Raw genomic sequence first — 16050 nt, forward strand, 5'->3', positions numbered from 1 at the left:
GGCGGATGTCCACGACCACCGAGGCGGCCACCGGCATCGGCCGCGACGACCTGACCCGGCTGGCCGAGCACTGGGGTGAGCGGCCCTCGCTGCGGGCCTGGTTCGGCACGGTCGACCACAAGCGGATCGGCCGCCGCTATCTGGTGACCGCCGGGTTCTTCTTCGTCCTGGCCGGACTCAGCGCCCTGGCGATGCGTACCCAGCTCGCCCGGCCGGAAGCGGGCGTCGTGTCGCCGCAGCTGTACAACCAGCTGTTCACCATGCACGGCACGGCGATGATCTTCCTGTTCGCCACCCCGATGCTCTTCGGCTTCGGCAACTTCCTCGTCCCGCTGATGATCGGCGCCCGGGACATGGCCTTCCCGCGACTCAACGCCTTCGGCTACTGGGTCTTCCTCTTCGCCGGACTGTTCATGTGGGCGAGCCTGCCCTTCGGCGCAGCCCCCAACAACGGCTGGTTCGCGTACGCGCCGCTCAGCGGGGCAGCGCACAACCCCGGCCTGCACATGGACGTCTACACCCTCGGGCTGCTCTTCCTCGGCATCTCCACCACGTCGGGGGCGATCAACTTCATCGTCACCGCGCTGAAGCTGCGCGCGCCCGGGATGTCGCTGAACCGGGTGCCCTTGTTCGTCTGGGCGATCGTGGCCACCGCGTTCATGGTGATCTTCGCGTTGCCGGCGCTGAACGCGGACAACGTGATGCTCTTCCTGGACCGCCGGTTCCACACCCACTTCTTCGACCCGTCGGCCGGCGGGAACGTGCTGCTCTGGCAGCACCTGTTCTGGATCTTCGGTCATCCGGACGTCTACATCATCGTGATGCCGGCGCTCGGCATCGTCTCCGCGGTGCTGCCCGCGTTCACCCGCCGGGGAGTGGTCGGCTACCCGCTCATCGTGCTCGCCATCGTGTCGATCTCGATCATCTCGTTCGGCGTCTGGGTGCACCACATGTTCGCCACCGGCCTGCCGCAGCTGTCGTACAGCTTCTTCAGCGCCGCCAGCACGGTCATCACCATCCCCTCCGGGATCCAGATCTTCGCCTGGCTGGCCACCATGCTGCTCGGTCGGCTGGTGCTCCGGGTGCCGCTGCTGTACGTCATCGGGTTCGTGGTGACCTTCGTGCTGGGCGGCCTCACCGGCGCGATGTTCGCGCTGACCGCGTTCGACCAGCAGGTCACCGACACCTACTTCGTCGTCGCGCACTTCCACTACGTGCTGATCGGCGGCGCGGTCTTCCCGATGCTCGCCGGCGTCTACTACTGGCTTCCCAAGATCACCGGGCGGATGTACCACGAGGGGCTCGGCCGCTGGGCGTTCTGGCTGGTCTTCGCCGGTATGCACATCACGTTCTTCCCGATGCACCTCTACGGCCTGTTCGGCATGCCGCGGCGGGTCTACACCTACCGCAGCGAGCCGGGCTGGGACGGCTGGAACCTGGTCAGCACCGCCGGGGCGTACCTGCTCGCGCTCGGGCTGCTGCTGGTGCTGATCGGCGTGCTGCACGCGCTGCGTCGGGGGCGGCCGGCCCCGGCCGACCCGTGGCAGGGCGACAGCCTGGAGTGGTCCACCGCCTCGCCGCCGGAGCCGTACAACTTCCCGGTCGTGCCGACGGTGCACAGCCTGCACCCCACCTGGGACGAGCGGACCGCCGAGTCCACCGGGCCCGGCGCGACCCCGGACCGGATCCTCAGCGAGGGACGCCGCACGCTGGTCACCAGCGAACTGGACGCCCGCGTCGAGCGCGCGGTGGAGATGCCCGAGTCCAGCCTGAAGCCGCTGCTGCTCGCCGGCGTCCTGCTGCTCTTCTTCACCGCCATGCTCTTCGCCTGGTACCCGGTGGCGGCGGTCGCGGTGCTGGTGGTGGCGGCGACGATGGCGGTGTGGCTCTGGCCGCCCCGCCGCCCGGACGAGGAAGTCGGGGTGGCCGCGTGACGGGCCGGGGCGGGGTGGTGGCCGCGGCCACCGGCGCGCGGGCGCTGAGCACGGAGCTGCCGGTCGGCCGGCCGACCGGCTGGTGGGGCATGGTGATGTTCGTGGTCACCGAGGCCACCCTCTTCGCCTGCCTGCTCGGCAGCTACTTCTACCTGCGCTTCCAGTACGGACCGCAGTGGCCGCCCGACGGCATCGAGGCGCCGAAGTTGCTCACCCCGCTGGTGATGACGGCGGTGCTGGTGCCCAGCAGCCTGCCGGTGGTCTGGGCGGAGCGCGGGATCCGGCGCGGCCAGCGGTGGCGGCTGCGGGCCGGGCTGGCCGCCACCATGGTGCTCGGGCTGACCTTCCTGGCCCTGTTCGCCGGCGAGTACGCCGAGAAGCTCAGGCACTTCACCATGACCACCGACGCGTACGGCTCGCTGTTCTACCTGATCACCGGCTTCCACGGGCTGCACGTCCTGGTCGGACTGACGATGATCGGTTGGCTGCTCGCCGCCTCGCTGCGCGGCGGCAGCTTCGGCGCCCACCGCCACGAACGGGTCCGCAACGCCGCCATCTACTGGCACTTCGTCGACGCGGTGTGGGTCGCCATCCTGTTCACCATCTACCTCTCCCCGCGGCTGTGATGACCACGCGACCCGACGCACACGCCCGCCTCGCCGGTGGACTGCTGCTCTGGTACGGCGTGCTCGGCGGCGCCGTCGCCTGGGCGGTGCACCTGCTCGTCGCCTGGCCGCTGGACGAGTTGACCTGCGCCGCCGGGTCGGAGACCGTCGCCGCCGTACCGCTCTGGCAGGCCGTCGGGCTGGCCGTGGCGCTGCCCGCCGTGGTCACCGTGGGCTCCCTGCTGGTCGCCGTGCTGACCTGGCGGCGGACGGCGGCGGCCCAGGCGACCGGGGCGCGGGATCGGGCGTACGGGCGCGCCCGGATGCTCGCCGTGGTGGGCGTCTGGGCGAACCTGCTGTTCCTGACCATCATCGTGCTCGGCGGGATCGCCGTGCTGGTGCTGCCGCCATGCCAGCGCTGACCCTCGACCGGGCGCACGGGCCCGGCCAGCACCCGGTGGCCGACGGGCTGCTCACCATGCTCGCGGTCGCCACCGCCTGCCTGCTCGTCGCCGGCTACGGGCGTGGGGTGCAGGAGCTGTGGGCGCGTCGCGGTCGCGGCCGGGTGGTGCCCGGCGGTCGGGTGGCCGCCTTCGTCGCCGGGACCGTGCTGGCCCTGGCCGCCGACCAGGGGCCGGTGCACGAGCTGGCCGAGTCGTCGTTCGCCGGGCACATGGCCCAGCACATGCTGCTCCTGCTGGGGGCGGGGCCGCTGCTCGCGGCGGGCGCCGCGGGACTGCCGCTGAGCCTGGCCGCGCCGCCGTCGCTGCGTCGGCTGCTCGCCCGGGCCCGGGTGGCGCCGCCGGTGCGCCGGTTGCGCCGGCCCACCACGTACGCGCTGCTGGCCGGCGCGGCGCAGACGGCCGTGCTGTGGTTCTGGCACCTGCCCGGGCCGTACGTGGCGGCGGTCGACGACCCGGTGCCGCACGCGGTGGAACACCTGTGCCTGCTGGCCACCGCCTGGTGGTTCTGGGCGGCGGTGCTCGGCCCGGCCCGGCACCGCCCGCCCCCGCCGGTGACCGTCCTGCTGCTGGTCGGCACGATGCTGCCCGCCGCGGCGCTCGGCGCGGTGCTCACCTTCGCGCCGGCGCCGGTCTATCCGGCGCGGGTGCTTGCCGCCGACCCGCTCACCGACCAGCAACTCGCCGGGCTGCTGATGTGGGCGCCGATGGACCTGGTCGTGCTGGTCGTGGCGCTGAGCGTCTTCCTGCGCTGGCTGCGGCGGATGGCGCTGGACCGCCCCGACGGCCTGCGCACGGACCCGGTGCGGCCGGTGCCCGGGCCGGCGGCCGTCGACCTCGGATCGGAAGGGATGGCCCGATGACACCGACCCGTCGGCTCCGCGTGCTCGGTGCGGCCCTCGTCGGCCTGCCGATGGTCACCGTCGCAGGTTGCGCCTCGACCCCGCCGCCGCCCCCGGCGGAGTCGCGGGTCGGGCGGCCGGACCGGGGCGCGCAACTGATCGCCCAGTACGGCTGCGGCTCGTGCCACACCATCCCCGGCGTCGACCGCGCCGACGGCCTGGTCGGCCCGCCGCTGACCCGGTTCGGGGCCCGCTCCTACATCGCCGGTGAGCTGCCGAACAACGCCGACAACCTGCGCCGCTGGATCACCGACCCGCAGGCCGTGGAGCCGGGCACCGCCATGCCGAAGCTCGGCGTCAGCGCGATCGACGCCCAGGACATCGCCGCCTACCTCTACACGCTGGGCTGACCATGCCGCGATCACGTCCGGCCGTACGCCGGCCCGCCCCGCGCCCGCGCCGCGCCCTCGCGGTCGGGGCGGTGCTGGTGCTCGCCGCCGGTCCGGTGGCGCTCGCCGCGCCGGGCCCCGGCGGCGCGACGGCCGCCGCGCCGGTCCCGCCGACGGCCGGGGACCGGGGCACCCAGCTCTACCTCGAGCACTGCGCCAGCTGCCACGGCCCGCAGGGGCAGGGTGCGCAGCGCGGCCCGTCCCTGGTCGGCGTCGGGCCCGCCGCGGTGGACTTCCAGCTCTCCACCGGCCGGATGCCGGCGGCGACCGAGGTGCAGCAGGCCCGGCGCGGCGAGCCGGTCTTCTCGGCCGACGACATCGCCGCGCTGGTTGACCACGTGACCAGCTTCGGCGGCGGCGGGCCGCAGGTGCCCCGGGTCGCGCCCGGCAACGTCGGGTCCGGCCGGGACCTGTTCGCGGCGAACTGCGCGCCGTGTCACGGAACGACCGGCGCCGGCGCGGCGCTGACCAACGGGTGGACCGCCCCGCCGCTGTACGACGCCACCCCGACCCAGGTCGCCGAGGCGATCCGGGTCGGCCCCGGGCTGATGCCGGTCTTCCCCAGCCAGGTGCTCACCGACGCGCAGGTGAACGACGTCACCAGCTACGTGCAGCGGCTGCGCGGCGAGCGGGCGGACCGGGGTGGCGACCCGCTGGGGCGGCTGGGCCCGCTCGCCGAAGGACTGGTGGCCTGGCTGGCGGTGCTGGGGCTACTGGTGGCCGCCGTCCGCTGGCTGGGCCGGAGGGCGGGGCAGTGAGGGCCCGGCACCCCTCGGCGGCCGAGCGCCGCGCGAACCGTCGGATCGTCACCGCCTTCCTGACCAGCGCGGCCGGGGCGGTCGGCTTCGCGGTGGTCTACGGCCTGGACGCGGGCCCGCAGTGGGAGGGGGTCGCGCTGGCGATCGCCTTCGCCGGCCTGGCCGTCGGGCTGGCGCAGTGGGGGCGGCACCTGGTCCCGGTCGGCGGCTACGTCGAGGAGCACGAGGGTTTCCCCCCGACACCGGACGAGCAGGCCATGACGGCGGCGGAACTCACCGCGCCGGACAGCCCGGTCCGGCGGCGCGGCCTGCTCGCGGCGCTCGGGCTGGCGCTGGCCGCGCTCGGCGCCGCCGCGCTGTTCCCCCTGCGCTCCCTGCTCCCGTGGGACCGGGGCCGCCCGGACCGGGCGCGCAAGGACACCCCGTGGGGACCCGGGATGCGGCTGGTCACCGTCGACGGCCGCCCGGTACGGCCGGCGGACGTACCCGCCGACACGGTGCTGGCGGTCTACCCGGAGGGGCAGGTCGACGCCGGTGACGGGCCCGCCTTCGCGGTCCGGCTGGATCCCGGGCGCTTCATCCGGCCGCCCTCCGGGGGCCACCTCGACGGCCTGGCCGTCTGGTCGTCGCTCTGCACCCACGCCGGCTGCCCGGTCCGGCTCTACCTCAAGGGCACCGGGCGGGTGCTCTGCCCCTGCCACCAGTCCTCCTTCGACCTGCTCGCCGGCGCCCGCCCGCTCGCCGGACCGGCCGCGCGGCCGCTGCCGGGACTGCCGATCGAGGTCGGCCCGGACGGGTACCTGCGCGCCACCGGCGACTTCACCGCCCCGCCCGGCGCCGGCTTCTGGAGCGCACCGTGATCACCGACCGGCTCGCCCGGGCGCTGGACGACCGGCTCCGGCTCTCCCCGATCACCCGCCGCGCACTGGCGAAGGTCTTCCCGGACCACTGGGCGTTCATGCTCGGCGAGATCGCGCTCTACTCCTTCGTCGCGCTGATCCTGACCGGGGTCTACCTGACCTTCTTCTTCGACGCCAGCTCCGCCGACCGGGTCTACCACGGCCGGTACGCCCCGCTGGACGGCGCCACCGTCTCCGCCGCGTACGCCTCCACGGTCCGGCTGAGCTGGGACGTCCGGGCCGGACTGCTGATCCGGCAGACCCACCACTGGGCCGCGCTGGTCTTCGTGGCGGCGATCCTGCTGCACCTGACCCGGATCTTCTTCACCGGCGCGTTCCGCAGGCCGCGCGAGCTGAACTGGCTGATCGGCGTCACCATGCTCACCCTCGCCCTGGCCAACGGGTTCACCGGCTACTCCATGCCGGACGACCTGGTCTCCGGCCTGGGCCTGCGGATCATCACCTCGGTGGTGGAGTCGGTGCCCCTGGTCGGGACGTGGCTGGTGGCGCTGGGCCTCGGCGGCGAGTTCCCCTCCGACGCGATGATCCCGCGGATGTTCGTCACTCACGTGCTGCTGGTGCCCGCGATCCTGGTCGCCCTGCTGTCGCTGCACCTGGGCATCCTGGTCCGGCAGAAGCACAGCCAGTTCCCCGGACCCGGGCGGACCGAGCACAACGTGGTCGGCTCGCGGCTGTGGCCGAGCTACACGCTGCGGACGCTCGCCCTGTTCGCCTGGGTGCTGGCGGTGCTGTTCGCGCTCGGCGGGCTGGTGCAGATCAACCCGGTCTGGTTGTACGGGCCGTTCGAGCCCGGCCAGTCGACCTCGCCGGCCCAGCCCGACTGGTACGTCGCCTGGGGCGACGGGGCGCTGCGCCTGTTCCCGCCGTGGGAGATCCGCGTCTTCGGGCACCTGGTGCCCGCGCCGTTCGTGCCCGGCGTGCTGCTGGGCGGGGTCACCTTCCTCGCCCTGTACGCCTGGCCGTTCGTCGAGCGCCGGCGGACCCGGGACCGGCGCGCCCACCAGCTGCTCGACCGGCCACGGGACCACCCGGTCCGGCTGGCCGTCGGCGTCGCCGCGTTGACCTTCTACGCGGTGCTCGTGGTGGCCGCCGGGGACGACATCCTCGCCCGGCTGCTGGGGGTGCCGGTCTACGACCTGCTGAATGTGTTCCGGGCGCTGGTGCTCGTGCTGCCCGTGGTGACCGGGCTGGCCGCGTACCTGACCGCTCGGGCGCTGCGCCGTGGCGACGCCGCCTCCCTCGGTGAGCTGACCCGTGCCGACCTGCGCCGGGCCGGTCACCGGAACACCGGCCCGACGAGGGGGGAGGAGGAACTCGAGACGCCCGCCCCGGACCGGCCGGGCGAGCGGATCGAGCTGTGGCCGGAGGGCGATCTCTGGCGGTGGCGCTACCGGGACGCGGAGCGGCGGGTCGTGCTCACCGGGAACCGGGCGCTGCGGTCCGAGGCGGAGGCGGTGGCGGCGTCGCGGCTGGCGTACCCGGGGGTGGACCGGGTGGTGGTGCCGGGGCCGCCGCCGGCCGCGCCCCCCGGACCGCTGCGGGCCGCGCTGCGTCGTTGGGGTCGCGCCGCCGCCGCCGGATCGCTGCTGGCGGCCGCCCTCCTGCAGCGGCGGCGGGACCGCCGCCGCCCGCCGCCGGGGAGCGAGGTCGCGCCGCCGCCACCCGAGTCGGGCGACGCCGGGCCGCCGCCCGAGCCGGCGGAGGAACCGGCCACCGGCGGGCGGACGTGAGGGCGCGTCGGACGGCCCGGGCACCGGCGGCCGACGGGGCCCACGCCGGAAATCCGGCCGGATCGGATGTTTGCCGGCAATGGGCACGGGTAGCTGCCGAACCATCGGGGGACGCGCGGTGGACCGCCGGGCGGGCTCGACGCCCGCGCGCCCTGCCGCGGGCGGCCGGCGCGCCGCCCGCGCCGGCGGTGAGACGACCGGCGCCAGCGGGGGGCGGACAACGCGGAACTCCAGCTCAGGAGGCGTGACGTGCAGGAGATCGTGGGCGAGAGCCTGGCCCGGCGACTGGTGGAATGGGGCGTCGACACCGTCTTCGGCCTGCCCGGCGACGGCATCAACGGCCTGATGGAGGGCTTCCGCCGGCAGCGGGAGAAGCTGAACTTCGTCCTGGTGCACCACGAGGAGGCGGCCGCCTTCATGGCGACCGGGTACGCCAAGGCCACCGGACGGCTCGGGGTCTGCGTCGCCACCTCCGGCCCCGGCGCCATCCACCTGCTCAACGGCCTGTACGACGCCAAGCTGGACCACGTGCCGGTGCTGGCCATCACCGGCATGCAGGAGACCTCCGTGCTCGGCTCGCACTACCAGCAGGAGGTGCACACCGAGCTGCTCTACCAGGACGTCGCGGACGCCTACAACCTGATGGTCACCAACCCGCAGCAGATGCCCGGCGTGCTCGACATCGCGATCCGGCACGCGCTGGCCCGGCGCAGCGTCGCGCACCTGAGCTTCCCCAACGATGTGCAGGTCGCCGCCGCGGGGGACGACCCCTACCGGCACGTCAGCCCCGGCCAGCCGCCGGCCAGCAGCCCGGTGGTGTCGCAGCCGGCGGTGCCGGCGGAGCAGGCCGACTTGGCCCGCGCGGCGGAGGTGCTCAACGCGGGCAACAAGATCGCCATGCTGGTGGGGATCGGCGCCCGCCGCGCGCGGGACGAGGTAATCGCGGTGGCGGAGGCGTTGGGCAGCCCGATCGTCAAGACGCTGTCGGGCAAGATGGTGGTCCCCGACGACCACCCGCTCACCACCGGCGGCCTCGGCCTGCTCGGCACGAAGCCGAGCGAGGAGCTGATGGAGGAGTGCGACACCCTGCTGATGGTCGGCACGTCCTATCCGTACGGGAAGTACCTGCCCGCACCGGGGCAGGCGCGGGTGGTGCAGATCGACGTCGACGCCAGCCTGATCGGCCTGCGCCTGCCCGTGGACGCCGCGGTCACCGCTGACGCCGGGGTGGCGTTGCGGCAGCTCCTGCCACTGCTGCAGCCCCGCGCCGACCGGTCCTTCCTGACCGGGTACCAGCGGGAGCGGGATGCCTGGCGCGCCGACATGACCGCCCTGGAGGACGCCTCCCGTGACCCGATCGCGCCGCAGTACCTGATCAGTTGCGTGGACCGGGCGGCCACCTCGGACGCGATCCTGACCTGCGACTCCGGCACCATCGCCACCTGGGCGGCCCGGCACTGGACCATCCGGGACGGACGCGAGTTCTACCTCTCCGGCAACCTCGCCACGATGGCGCCGGGCCTGCCGTACGCGATCGCCATGCAGCAGGCGTACCCGGGCCGGCAGGTGATCGCCTTCGTGGGCGACGGCGGGTTCGCCATGCTGATGGCGGAGTTTCTCACCGCGGTGCGGCACGAGCTGCCGGTCAAGGTGATCATCAACAACAACAACTCGTACGGGCAGATCCTCTGGGAGCAGATCGTCCTCGGCTACCCCGAGTACGCGGTGCGCCACCGGCAGCCGGAGGCCGACTTCGCCGCCTGGGCCCGCGCCTGCGGCGGGTACGGCGCGAAGGTCACCGACCCGAAGGACGTACCGGGTGCGGTCCGCGAGGCGTTGGCCCACCCGGGCCCCGCGCTGGTGGACTGCGACGTCAATCCGAACGAGCCGCCGATGCCCGGCAAGGTCAAGTACGACCAGGCCAAGCACTTCACCGAGGCGTTCCTGCGCGGCCAGCCGCACAAGATGGCCACCCTCGCCACCGTCGCCCGCGACAAGATCAACGAGTTGCGGTCATGAGCCGCCGCGCCACCGGCACCGCGGCGCGGACCGCGGCGACCGTCGCGCTGCCCGATCCCGTCCTGCGCCCACCCGAACCGGCGTGCGACGTCGACCTGACCGCCCTCGCCGCCGCGCTGCGCGCCGAGGTGGACGGCGAGGTCCGCTTCGACGCCGGCTCCCGGGCGGCGTACGCCACCGGCGGTTCCAACTACCGGCAGGTGCCGCTCGGCCTGGTGGTGCCCCGGACGGTCGACGCGGCGGTGGCCGCGGTCGCCGTCTGCCGGCGGCACGGCGTGCCCGTGCTGTCCCGGGGCGGGGGCACCAGCCTGGGCGGGCAGGTCACCAACGTGGCGGTGGTCATCGACTGGTCCAAGTACTGCAACCGGCTACTGGCGGTCGACCGGGCGGCGCGGACCTGCCTGGTGGAGCCGGGCATCGTGCTCGACACGCTGAACGAGCTGCTGGCGCCGGACGGACTGGAGTTCGGGCCGCGTCCCTCCACCCACAGCCACTGCACCATCGGGGGGATGATCGGCAACAACTCGTGCGGGTCGACCGCGCAGCGCAGCGGCAAGACGGTCGACAACGTCGTCGAGCTGGAGGTGCTGCTCTACGACGGCACCCGGATGTGGGTCGGCGAGACCACCGACGCGCGGTACGCCGAGATCCAGCGCCGCGGTGGCCGCCCGGCCGAGATCCACCGGCAACTGCGGGCGCTGCGCGACGAGTACCTGGCCGAGATCCGCACCCGGTACCCGCACATTCCCCGCCGGGTCTCCGGCTACAACCTCGACAGCCTGCTGCCGGAGCAGGACTTCCACGTGGCCCGGGCCCTGGTCGGCTCCGAGGGCACGCTGGTCACCGTGTTGCGGGCCCGGCTCAAGCTGCTGCCGGTGGTACGCGCCAAGTCGATGGTGTTCCTGTCCTACCCGGACATCGGCGCGGCCGGCGACGACGTGCCGCGGGTGCTGCGGCACGACCCGATCGCGCTCGAGGGGCTCGACGACAAACTGATCAACTTCGAGAAGCGCAAGCATCTGCACCCGGTGGCCCTGCACAAGCTGCCCCCCGGCGGTGGCTGGCTGATGGTGCAGCTGGGCGGCGACACCGTCGAGGAGGCGGAGGCCGCCGCCACGCGCCTGATCGACGCCGTCCGCGGCGACGGCGGGCCGGGCGTGCACCGGTTCGACGACATGGCCGACGAGGAGCGGATGTGGGCGGTCCGCGAGTCCGGGCTCGGCGCCACCGCCCGGGTGCCGGGGGAGCGGGACACCTGGGAGGGCTGGGAGGACTCGGCGGTCCCGCCGGAGCGGCTGGGCGACTACCTGCGGGACCTGGCCGGCCTCTTCCGCGAGTACGGCTTCGAGCAGGCCTCGCTCTACGGGCACTTCGGGCAGGGCTGCGTGCACACCCGGATCCCGTTCGAGCTGGGGACGGCCGACGGGATCCGCCAGTTCCGCTCGTTCGTCGAGCGGGCCGCCGACCTGGTGATGTCCTACGGCGGCTCGTTCTCCGGCGAGCACGGCGACGGGCAGGCCCGCGGCGAACTGCTGGTGAGGATGTTCGGTGACCGGTTGATCCGCGCGTTCGGGCAGTTCAAGGCGATCTTCGACCCGGACGACCGGATGAACCCCGGCAAGGTGGTCGCCCCCTACCCGCTGGACAGCCACCTGCGGCTCGGCGTCGACTTCAACCACGGCGACGTGGCGACGACGTTCCGCTACCCCGACGACGCCGGCAGCTTCAGCCGCGCCGTGCTGCGCTGCGTGGGCGTCGGGCAGTGCCGGCGGGAGCACGGCGGGGTGATGTGCCCGTCCTACATGGTCACCCGGGAGGAGGAGCACTCCACCCGTGGCCGCTCCCGGCTGCTGTTCGAGATGCTCGACGGGACCGCCCGCGGCGGCACCATCGCCGACGGCTGGCGCTCCACCGCCGTCCGGGACGCCCTCGACCTCTGCCTGGCGTGCAAGGGCTGCAAGGCGGACTGCCCGGTCAACGTGGACATGGCCACCTACAAGGCGGAGTTCCTCTCCCACCACTACGCGGGCCGGCTGCGGCCCCGCGCGCACTACTCGATGGGCTGGCTGCCGGCGATGGCCGCGGCCGCCGGACGCGCGCCCCGCGTGGTCAACGCCCTGGCGCACGCGCCCGGCCTGGGCCGGCTGGCCAAGGTGGCCGGCGGCGTCGACCAGCGCCGGGACATCCCGGTCTTCGCCCCGCAGTCCTTCCAACGCTGGTTCGCCGGCCGGACCCCCGGCGGGGACGGGTCACGGGGCGAGGTGCTGCTCTGGCCGGACACCTTCACCAACCACTTCCACCCCGGTGTCGCCCGGGCTGCGGTCGAGGTGCTGGAGGCGGCCGGGTGGCGGGTGCGCGTCCCCGACCGGCCGGTCTGCTGCGGGCTGACCTGGATCTCCACCGGCCAGCTCGGCGCCGCCAAGCGGGTGCTGGCGCGGACCGTGGACGTGCTGCGCCCGCACCTGCGGGCCGGCACCCGGGTGGTCGGGCTGGAACCGAGCTGCACGGCCGTGTTCCGCGGCGACGCCCACGAGCTGTTCCCCGCCGATCAGGACGTCACCAAGCTGCGCGAGCAGACCGTGACGTTGGCCGAGCTGCTGCACGACCACAGCCCCGGCTGGGCGCCGCCACGGATCCCGGCACACGCCCTGATCCAGACCCACTGCCACCACCACGCCATCCTCGGCACCACCGCCGACCAGGCCGTGCTCGCCGGCGCCGGGGTGCGGGCGGAGTTCCTCGACTCCGGCTGCTGCGGGCTGGCCGGCAACTTCGGGTTCGAGCAGGGGCACTACGAGGTCTCCGAGGCGTGCGCCGAGCGGGTGCTGCTGCCCGCCGTGCGGGACGCCGCCGACCGGGACGTCATCCTGGCCGACGGCTTCAGCTGCCGTACCCAGGTGCAGCAGAGCGCGGCGGACGGCCGCACCGCGATCCACCTCGCCGAGCTGCTCCGCGCCGGCCTGCACGGCACCGGCGTGCCGCCCCGGCCGGAACAGGCCTGGGCGCAGCGGCCCGCGCCGCCGTCGCGGCTGTCCCGATGGGCCGCCGCCGGGCTGGTCGGGCTCGCCGCGCTCGCCCCGGCGGCAGCCGCCGTCGCCGCCCGGCTGCGCCGAGGCGGACGGTGAGGGCGTGCGGCTGACCGCGGCCGCGTACCAGGTGCCCACCGACGCGCCCGAGGGCGACGGCACCCTTGCCTGGGATGCCACCACGCTGGTCCTGGTCCGGGCCGAGGCGGGCGGGCACACCGGCCTCGGCTGGACGTACGGCCCGGCGGCCGTCGCGCCGGCGGTGCGCGACCTGCTCGCCCCGGCGGTGGCCGACCTGGACCCGGACGACGTGCCGGCGGCCTGGTCGGCCATGCGCCGCCGGCTGCGCAACGCCGGCCGGCCCGGGGTGGCCGGGCTGGCGCTCTCCGCCGCCGACTGCGCGGTCTGGGACCTCAAGGCCCGCCGGCACGGCCTGCCGCTGGCCCGGCTGCTCGGCACCGCCCGCCGGCAGGTGCCGGTGTACGGCAGCGGCGGCTTCACCACCTACGACGACGCGCAGCAGCACCGGCAGCTCGCCGGCTGGGTGCACGAGCAGGGCATCCCCCGCGTGAAGATCAAGATCGGCGAGTCCGGCGGCACCGAGGTGCCGCGCGACCTGGCCCGGATGGCCGCCGCCCGGCGGACCATCGGCGACGACGCCGAGCTGTACGTCGACGCCAACGGCGGATACCAGCGCAAGCAGGCCGTCCGGGTGATGCGGGCCGCCGCCGACCTGGACGTGCGGTGGTACGAGGAGCCGGTCAGCTCGGACGACCTGCCCGGCCTCGGACTGGTCCGCGACCAGGTCCTGCCCGACGTGGCGGCCGGCGAGTACGGCTTCGACCTCGTCTACTTCCACCGGATGGCCCCGTACGTCGACTGCCTCCAGATCGACGTCACCCGGTGCGGCGGGATCACCGAGTTCCTGCGGGCGGCGGCGGTGGCCGCGGCGGCCGGCCTCGAGGTGTCCGCGCACTGCGCCCCGCACCAGCACCTCGCGGTCGCCGCCGCCACCCCCAACCTGCGGCACGTCGAGTGGTTCCACGACCACGTACGGATCGAGTCGATGTTCTTCGACGGCGCGGCGCCGGCCACCGGCGGCGCCGTGCCCGTCCCGCTCGACCGGCCCGGCACCGGCCTGGACCTGCGGAGCGCCGACGCGGAGCGGTACCGGATCGGCTGAGCGGTCGATGGACCGCCGGGAGAGGAGGCCCCGATGCGGGCACGGGAGGTACGCCACCAGACCGGGCGGGTGCTGGTGGTGGTCTGCGACAAGGGGGAGGAGGCGGTCGCCGCGGTCGGCGCCGCGCTGCGCGAGCAGGGGATCCGCGCCGCCCGGGTGACCGCCGTCGGCGGGTTCGCCGACGCCGAGGTCGGCTGGTTCGACCGCGCGGCCGGCGACTACCGGCGCATCCCGGTGACCGAGCAGGTCGAGGTGCTCTCCCTGCTCGGCGACGTCGCCGAACACGACGGCGCGCCGGTCCTGCACGTGCACGCCGTGCTGGGCCGCTCGGACGGCGGCACCGTCGGCGGCCACCTGCTGCGCGGCCAGGTCTGGCCGACGCTGGAGGTGATCATCTCGGAGGTCTCGCCGGAACTGGCCAAGCGGGTCGACCCGGAGACCGGCCTGGCGCTGATCTCGGGCTCCTGACGTCCGCCGGATCCGCCCACCGAACCCCGGCCCGGCCGTCCCGGCCGCGGGCCGGGGCCCGGCTTCCTAGACTCGACCCGTGCCCCGGATCGTCCAGCTGCTGGCCTCGCCCGCCCACCGGTTCGTGGGCCGCCCGGCGGACGGCCCGGCACCCGCCCCGCCCGGCGAACTGGTCGACGAGGTGCGGATCCGGGCCGGCCTCGGCATCGTCGGCGACCGCTACTTCGGCCAGCCGGCGCATCGGGAGGCGAGTGTGACGCTGATCGCGCAGGAGTCGCTGCCGCCCGGCGCGGACCTCACCCAGGTCCGGCGCAACGTGCTGACCGCCGGCCTCGCCGTCGACGACCTGGTCGGCCGGGTGCTGGTGCTGGACTCCGGCGCCGGGCCGGTCCGGCTGCGGGTGCACACCCGGGCCCACCCCTGCGCCTGGATGGACGTCACCGTCGGGCCCGGCGCCTGGAAGGCGCTGCGGGGTCGGGGCGGCGTCCGCTGCGAGCCGCTCACCGACGGTCTGCTCCGTGTCGGCCGGCTCGCCGTCACGGTCGAAACGTGATCGTCCGCGTAGGCTGAACGGCGTGGATCAGGAAGACCGGATCGCGCTGTTCCTCGACTACGAGAACCTGGCGCTGGGCGTACGCGACCATCACGGCGGCAGGTCCTTCGACTTCCGCCCGATCGCCGACGCGCTCGCCGAGCGCGGCCGGGTGGTGGTGCGCCGGGCGTACGCGGACTGGTCGTACTTCGACGAGGACCGGCGCATGCTCACCCGCTCGCACGTCGAACTCATCGAGATCCCGCAGCGGATGGGAGCCTCCCGGAAGAACGCGGCCGACATCAAGATGGCCGTGGACGCGGTCGAGCTGGCCTTCGAGCGGGACTACATCTCCACCTTCGTGATCTGCACCGGCGACAGCGACTTCACCCCGCTCGTGCACAAGCTCCGCGAGCTCAACAAGCGGGTCATCGGCGTCGGGGTGGAGAAGTCCACCTCGGCGCTGCTCCCGCCCGCCTGCGACGAGTTCCTCTACTACGACCGGCTGGAGGGGATCGAGGTGCCCCCCCCTGCCGCCCGGCGGGGCCGGGCGGCGGCCCGGGCGGCCGCGCCCGAGGTGGAGCCGCAGCCCGAGGTCCCGCCCGTGGCGGAGGAGGAGGAACCCGCCCGGGACGTGGACCGCCTGGCCGTCCTCGTGGCGCAGACGGTGGCCGGCCTGCAGGGCAGCTCCAGCGGCGAGGTGACCGCTTCGGGGCTGAAGCGGACGCTGCTGCGGAAGGATCCCACGTTCACCGAGTCCGACTACGGCTTCCGCACCTTTGGCGAGCTGCTGCGGCACCTGGCCGAGCACAACGTGGTCGAGCTGGGGGAGGGGCCGGCCAAGGGCGACCCGGAGGTGTCGCTGCCGGAACGGGGCGATCGGGAGGCGGCCTTCGAGCTGCTCCGCGCGGTGGTCGCGGACCTGGCCGCGGATGGCGGGAGCGCGGCGCTGTCCGGCCTGAAGAACCAGCTCCGCCGGGCCCGGCCGGACTTCAGCGAGAAGAAGCTGGGCTACCGCAGCTTCCTCCAGTTCGTCAAGGCGGCCGCCACCAGCGGCGTGGTCGACCTGCGCTGGGACCAGGACGCCGACGACTACCTGCTCACCCCGCCGCGCTCCTGACCG

14 protein-coding genes are annotated in these 16050 nt (G+C 74.4%); all 14 read left to right on the forward strand.

Going from position 1 to position 16050, the window contains the following annotated elements; translation table 11 throughout:
- The first annotated feature begins 5 nt into the window (after positions 1-5).
- The 14 genes from ctaD to ACZ6S5_RS25620 all read left to right on the forward strand — a co-directional run bounded on the left by ctaD (position 6) and on the right by ACZ6S5_RS25620 (position 16047).
- Positions 6-1934 (forward strand): cytochrome c oxidase subunit I, encoded by a 1929-nt coding sequence (ctaD, locus tag ACZ6S5_RS25555; RefSeq protein WP_466004368.1) that lies wholly within the window; start codon positions 6-8, stop codon positions 1932-1934.
- The gene (locus ACZ6S5_RS25560; RefSeq protein ID WP_466004370.1) at positions 1931-2560 is read left to right on the forward strand and encodes a cytochrome c oxidase subunit 3; all 630 of its coding nucleotides are present in this window, start codon (positions 1931-1933) and stop codon (positions 2558-2560) included. Before ctaD ends, ACZ6S5_RS25560 begins: the two co-directional genes overlap by 4 nt.
- Positions 2560-2961 (forward strand): hypothetical protein, encoded by a 402-nt coding sequence (locus tag ACZ6S5_RS25565; RefSeq protein WP_466004372.1) that lies wholly within the window; start codon positions 2560-2562, stop codon positions 2959-2961. The genes ACZ6S5_RS25560 and ACZ6S5_RS25565 overlap by 1 nt, the downstream gene beginning before the upstream one ends.
- Positions 2949-3863, forward strand: a complete 915-nt coding sequence (locus ACZ6S5_RS25570; protein ID WP_466004374.1) for a cytochrome c oxidase assembly protein — start codon at positions 2949-2951, stop codon at positions 3861-3863. The genes ACZ6S5_RS25565 and ACZ6S5_RS25570 overlap by 13 nt, the downstream gene beginning before the upstream one ends.
- The gene (locus ACZ6S5_RS25575; protein ID WP_466004375.1) at positions 3860-4252 is read left to right on the forward strand and encodes a c-type cytochrome; all 393 of its coding nucleotides are present in this window, start codon (positions 3860-3862) and stop codon (positions 4250-4252) included. The genes ACZ6S5_RS25570 and ACZ6S5_RS25575 overlap by 4 nt, the downstream gene beginning before the upstream one ends.
- Before the next feature lie 2 nt (positions 4253-4254).
- Positions 4255-5049, forward strand: coding sequence for a cytochrome bc1 complex diheme cytochrome c subunit (gene qcrC / locus ACZ6S5_RS25580; protein WP_466004377.1), 795 nt, complete (start codon positions 4255-4257; stop codon positions 5047-5049).
- A complete protein-coding gene (locus tag ACZ6S5_RS25585; RefSeq protein ID WP_466004379.1) occupies positions 5046-5909 on the forward strand; it encodes a Rieske 2Fe-2S domain-containing protein in 864 nt (287 codons plus the stop codon). Before qcrC ends, ACZ6S5_RS25585 begins: the two co-directional genes overlap by 4 nt.
- The gene (qcrB, locus tag ACZ6S5_RS25590) at positions 5906-7699 is read left to right on the forward strand and encodes a cytochrome bc1 complex cytochrome b subunit (protein WP_466004381.1); all 1794 of its coding nucleotides are present in this window, start codon (positions 5906-5908) and stop codon (positions 7697-7699) included. The genes ACZ6S5_RS25585 and qcrB overlap by 4 nt, the downstream gene beginning before the upstream one ends.
- A 249-nt stretch (positions 7700-7948) precedes the next feature.
- Positions 7949-9718 carry a thiamine pyrophosphate-dependent enzyme gene (locus ACZ6S5_RS25595; protein ID WP_466004383.1) on the forward strand — a complete coding sequence of 590 codons (1770 nt, stop codon included), beginning with the start codon at positions 7949-7951 and terminating at the stop codon, positions 9716-9718.
- Positions 9715-12843 carry an FAD-binding and (Fe-S)-binding domain-containing protein gene (locus tag ACZ6S5_RS25600; RefSeq protein WP_466004385.1) on the forward strand — a complete coding sequence of 1043 codons (3129 nt, stop codon included), beginning with the start codon at positions 9715-9717 and terminating at the stop codon, positions 12841-12843. Before ACZ6S5_RS25595 ends, ACZ6S5_RS25600 begins: the two co-directional genes overlap by 4 nt.
- Before the next feature lie 4 nt (positions 12844-12847).
- Entirely contained in the window at positions 12848-13927 is a 1080-nt protein-coding gene (locus ACZ6S5_RS25605; protein WP_466004387.1) for an enolase C-terminal domain-like protein, read from the forward strand.
- Positions 13928-13960: 33 nt separating this feature from the next.
- The gene (locus tag ACZ6S5_RS25610; protein WP_466004389.1) at positions 13961-14395 is read left to right on the forward strand and encodes a PPC domain-containing DNA-binding protein; all 435 of its coding nucleotides are present in this window, start codon (positions 13961-13963) and stop codon (positions 14393-14395) included.
- A 79-nt stretch (positions 14396-14474) separates the two neighbouring features.
- Positions 14475-14948: a molybdenum cofactor biosysynthesis protein gene (locus tag ACZ6S5_RS25615; protein ID WP_466004390.1), complete on the forward strand. Its 474-nt coding sequence runs from the start codon at positions 14475-14477 to the stop codon at positions 14946-14948.
- Between the two features lie 22 nt (positions 14949-14970).
- Entirely contained in the window at positions 14971-16047 is a 1077-nt protein-coding gene (locus tag ACZ6S5_RS25620; RefSeq protein ID WP_466004391.1) for an NYN domain-containing protein, read from the forward strand.
- Positions 16048-16050 lie beyond the last annotated feature (3 nt).

The organism is Micromonospora sp. NPDC051924 (genome assembly GCF_055586005.1).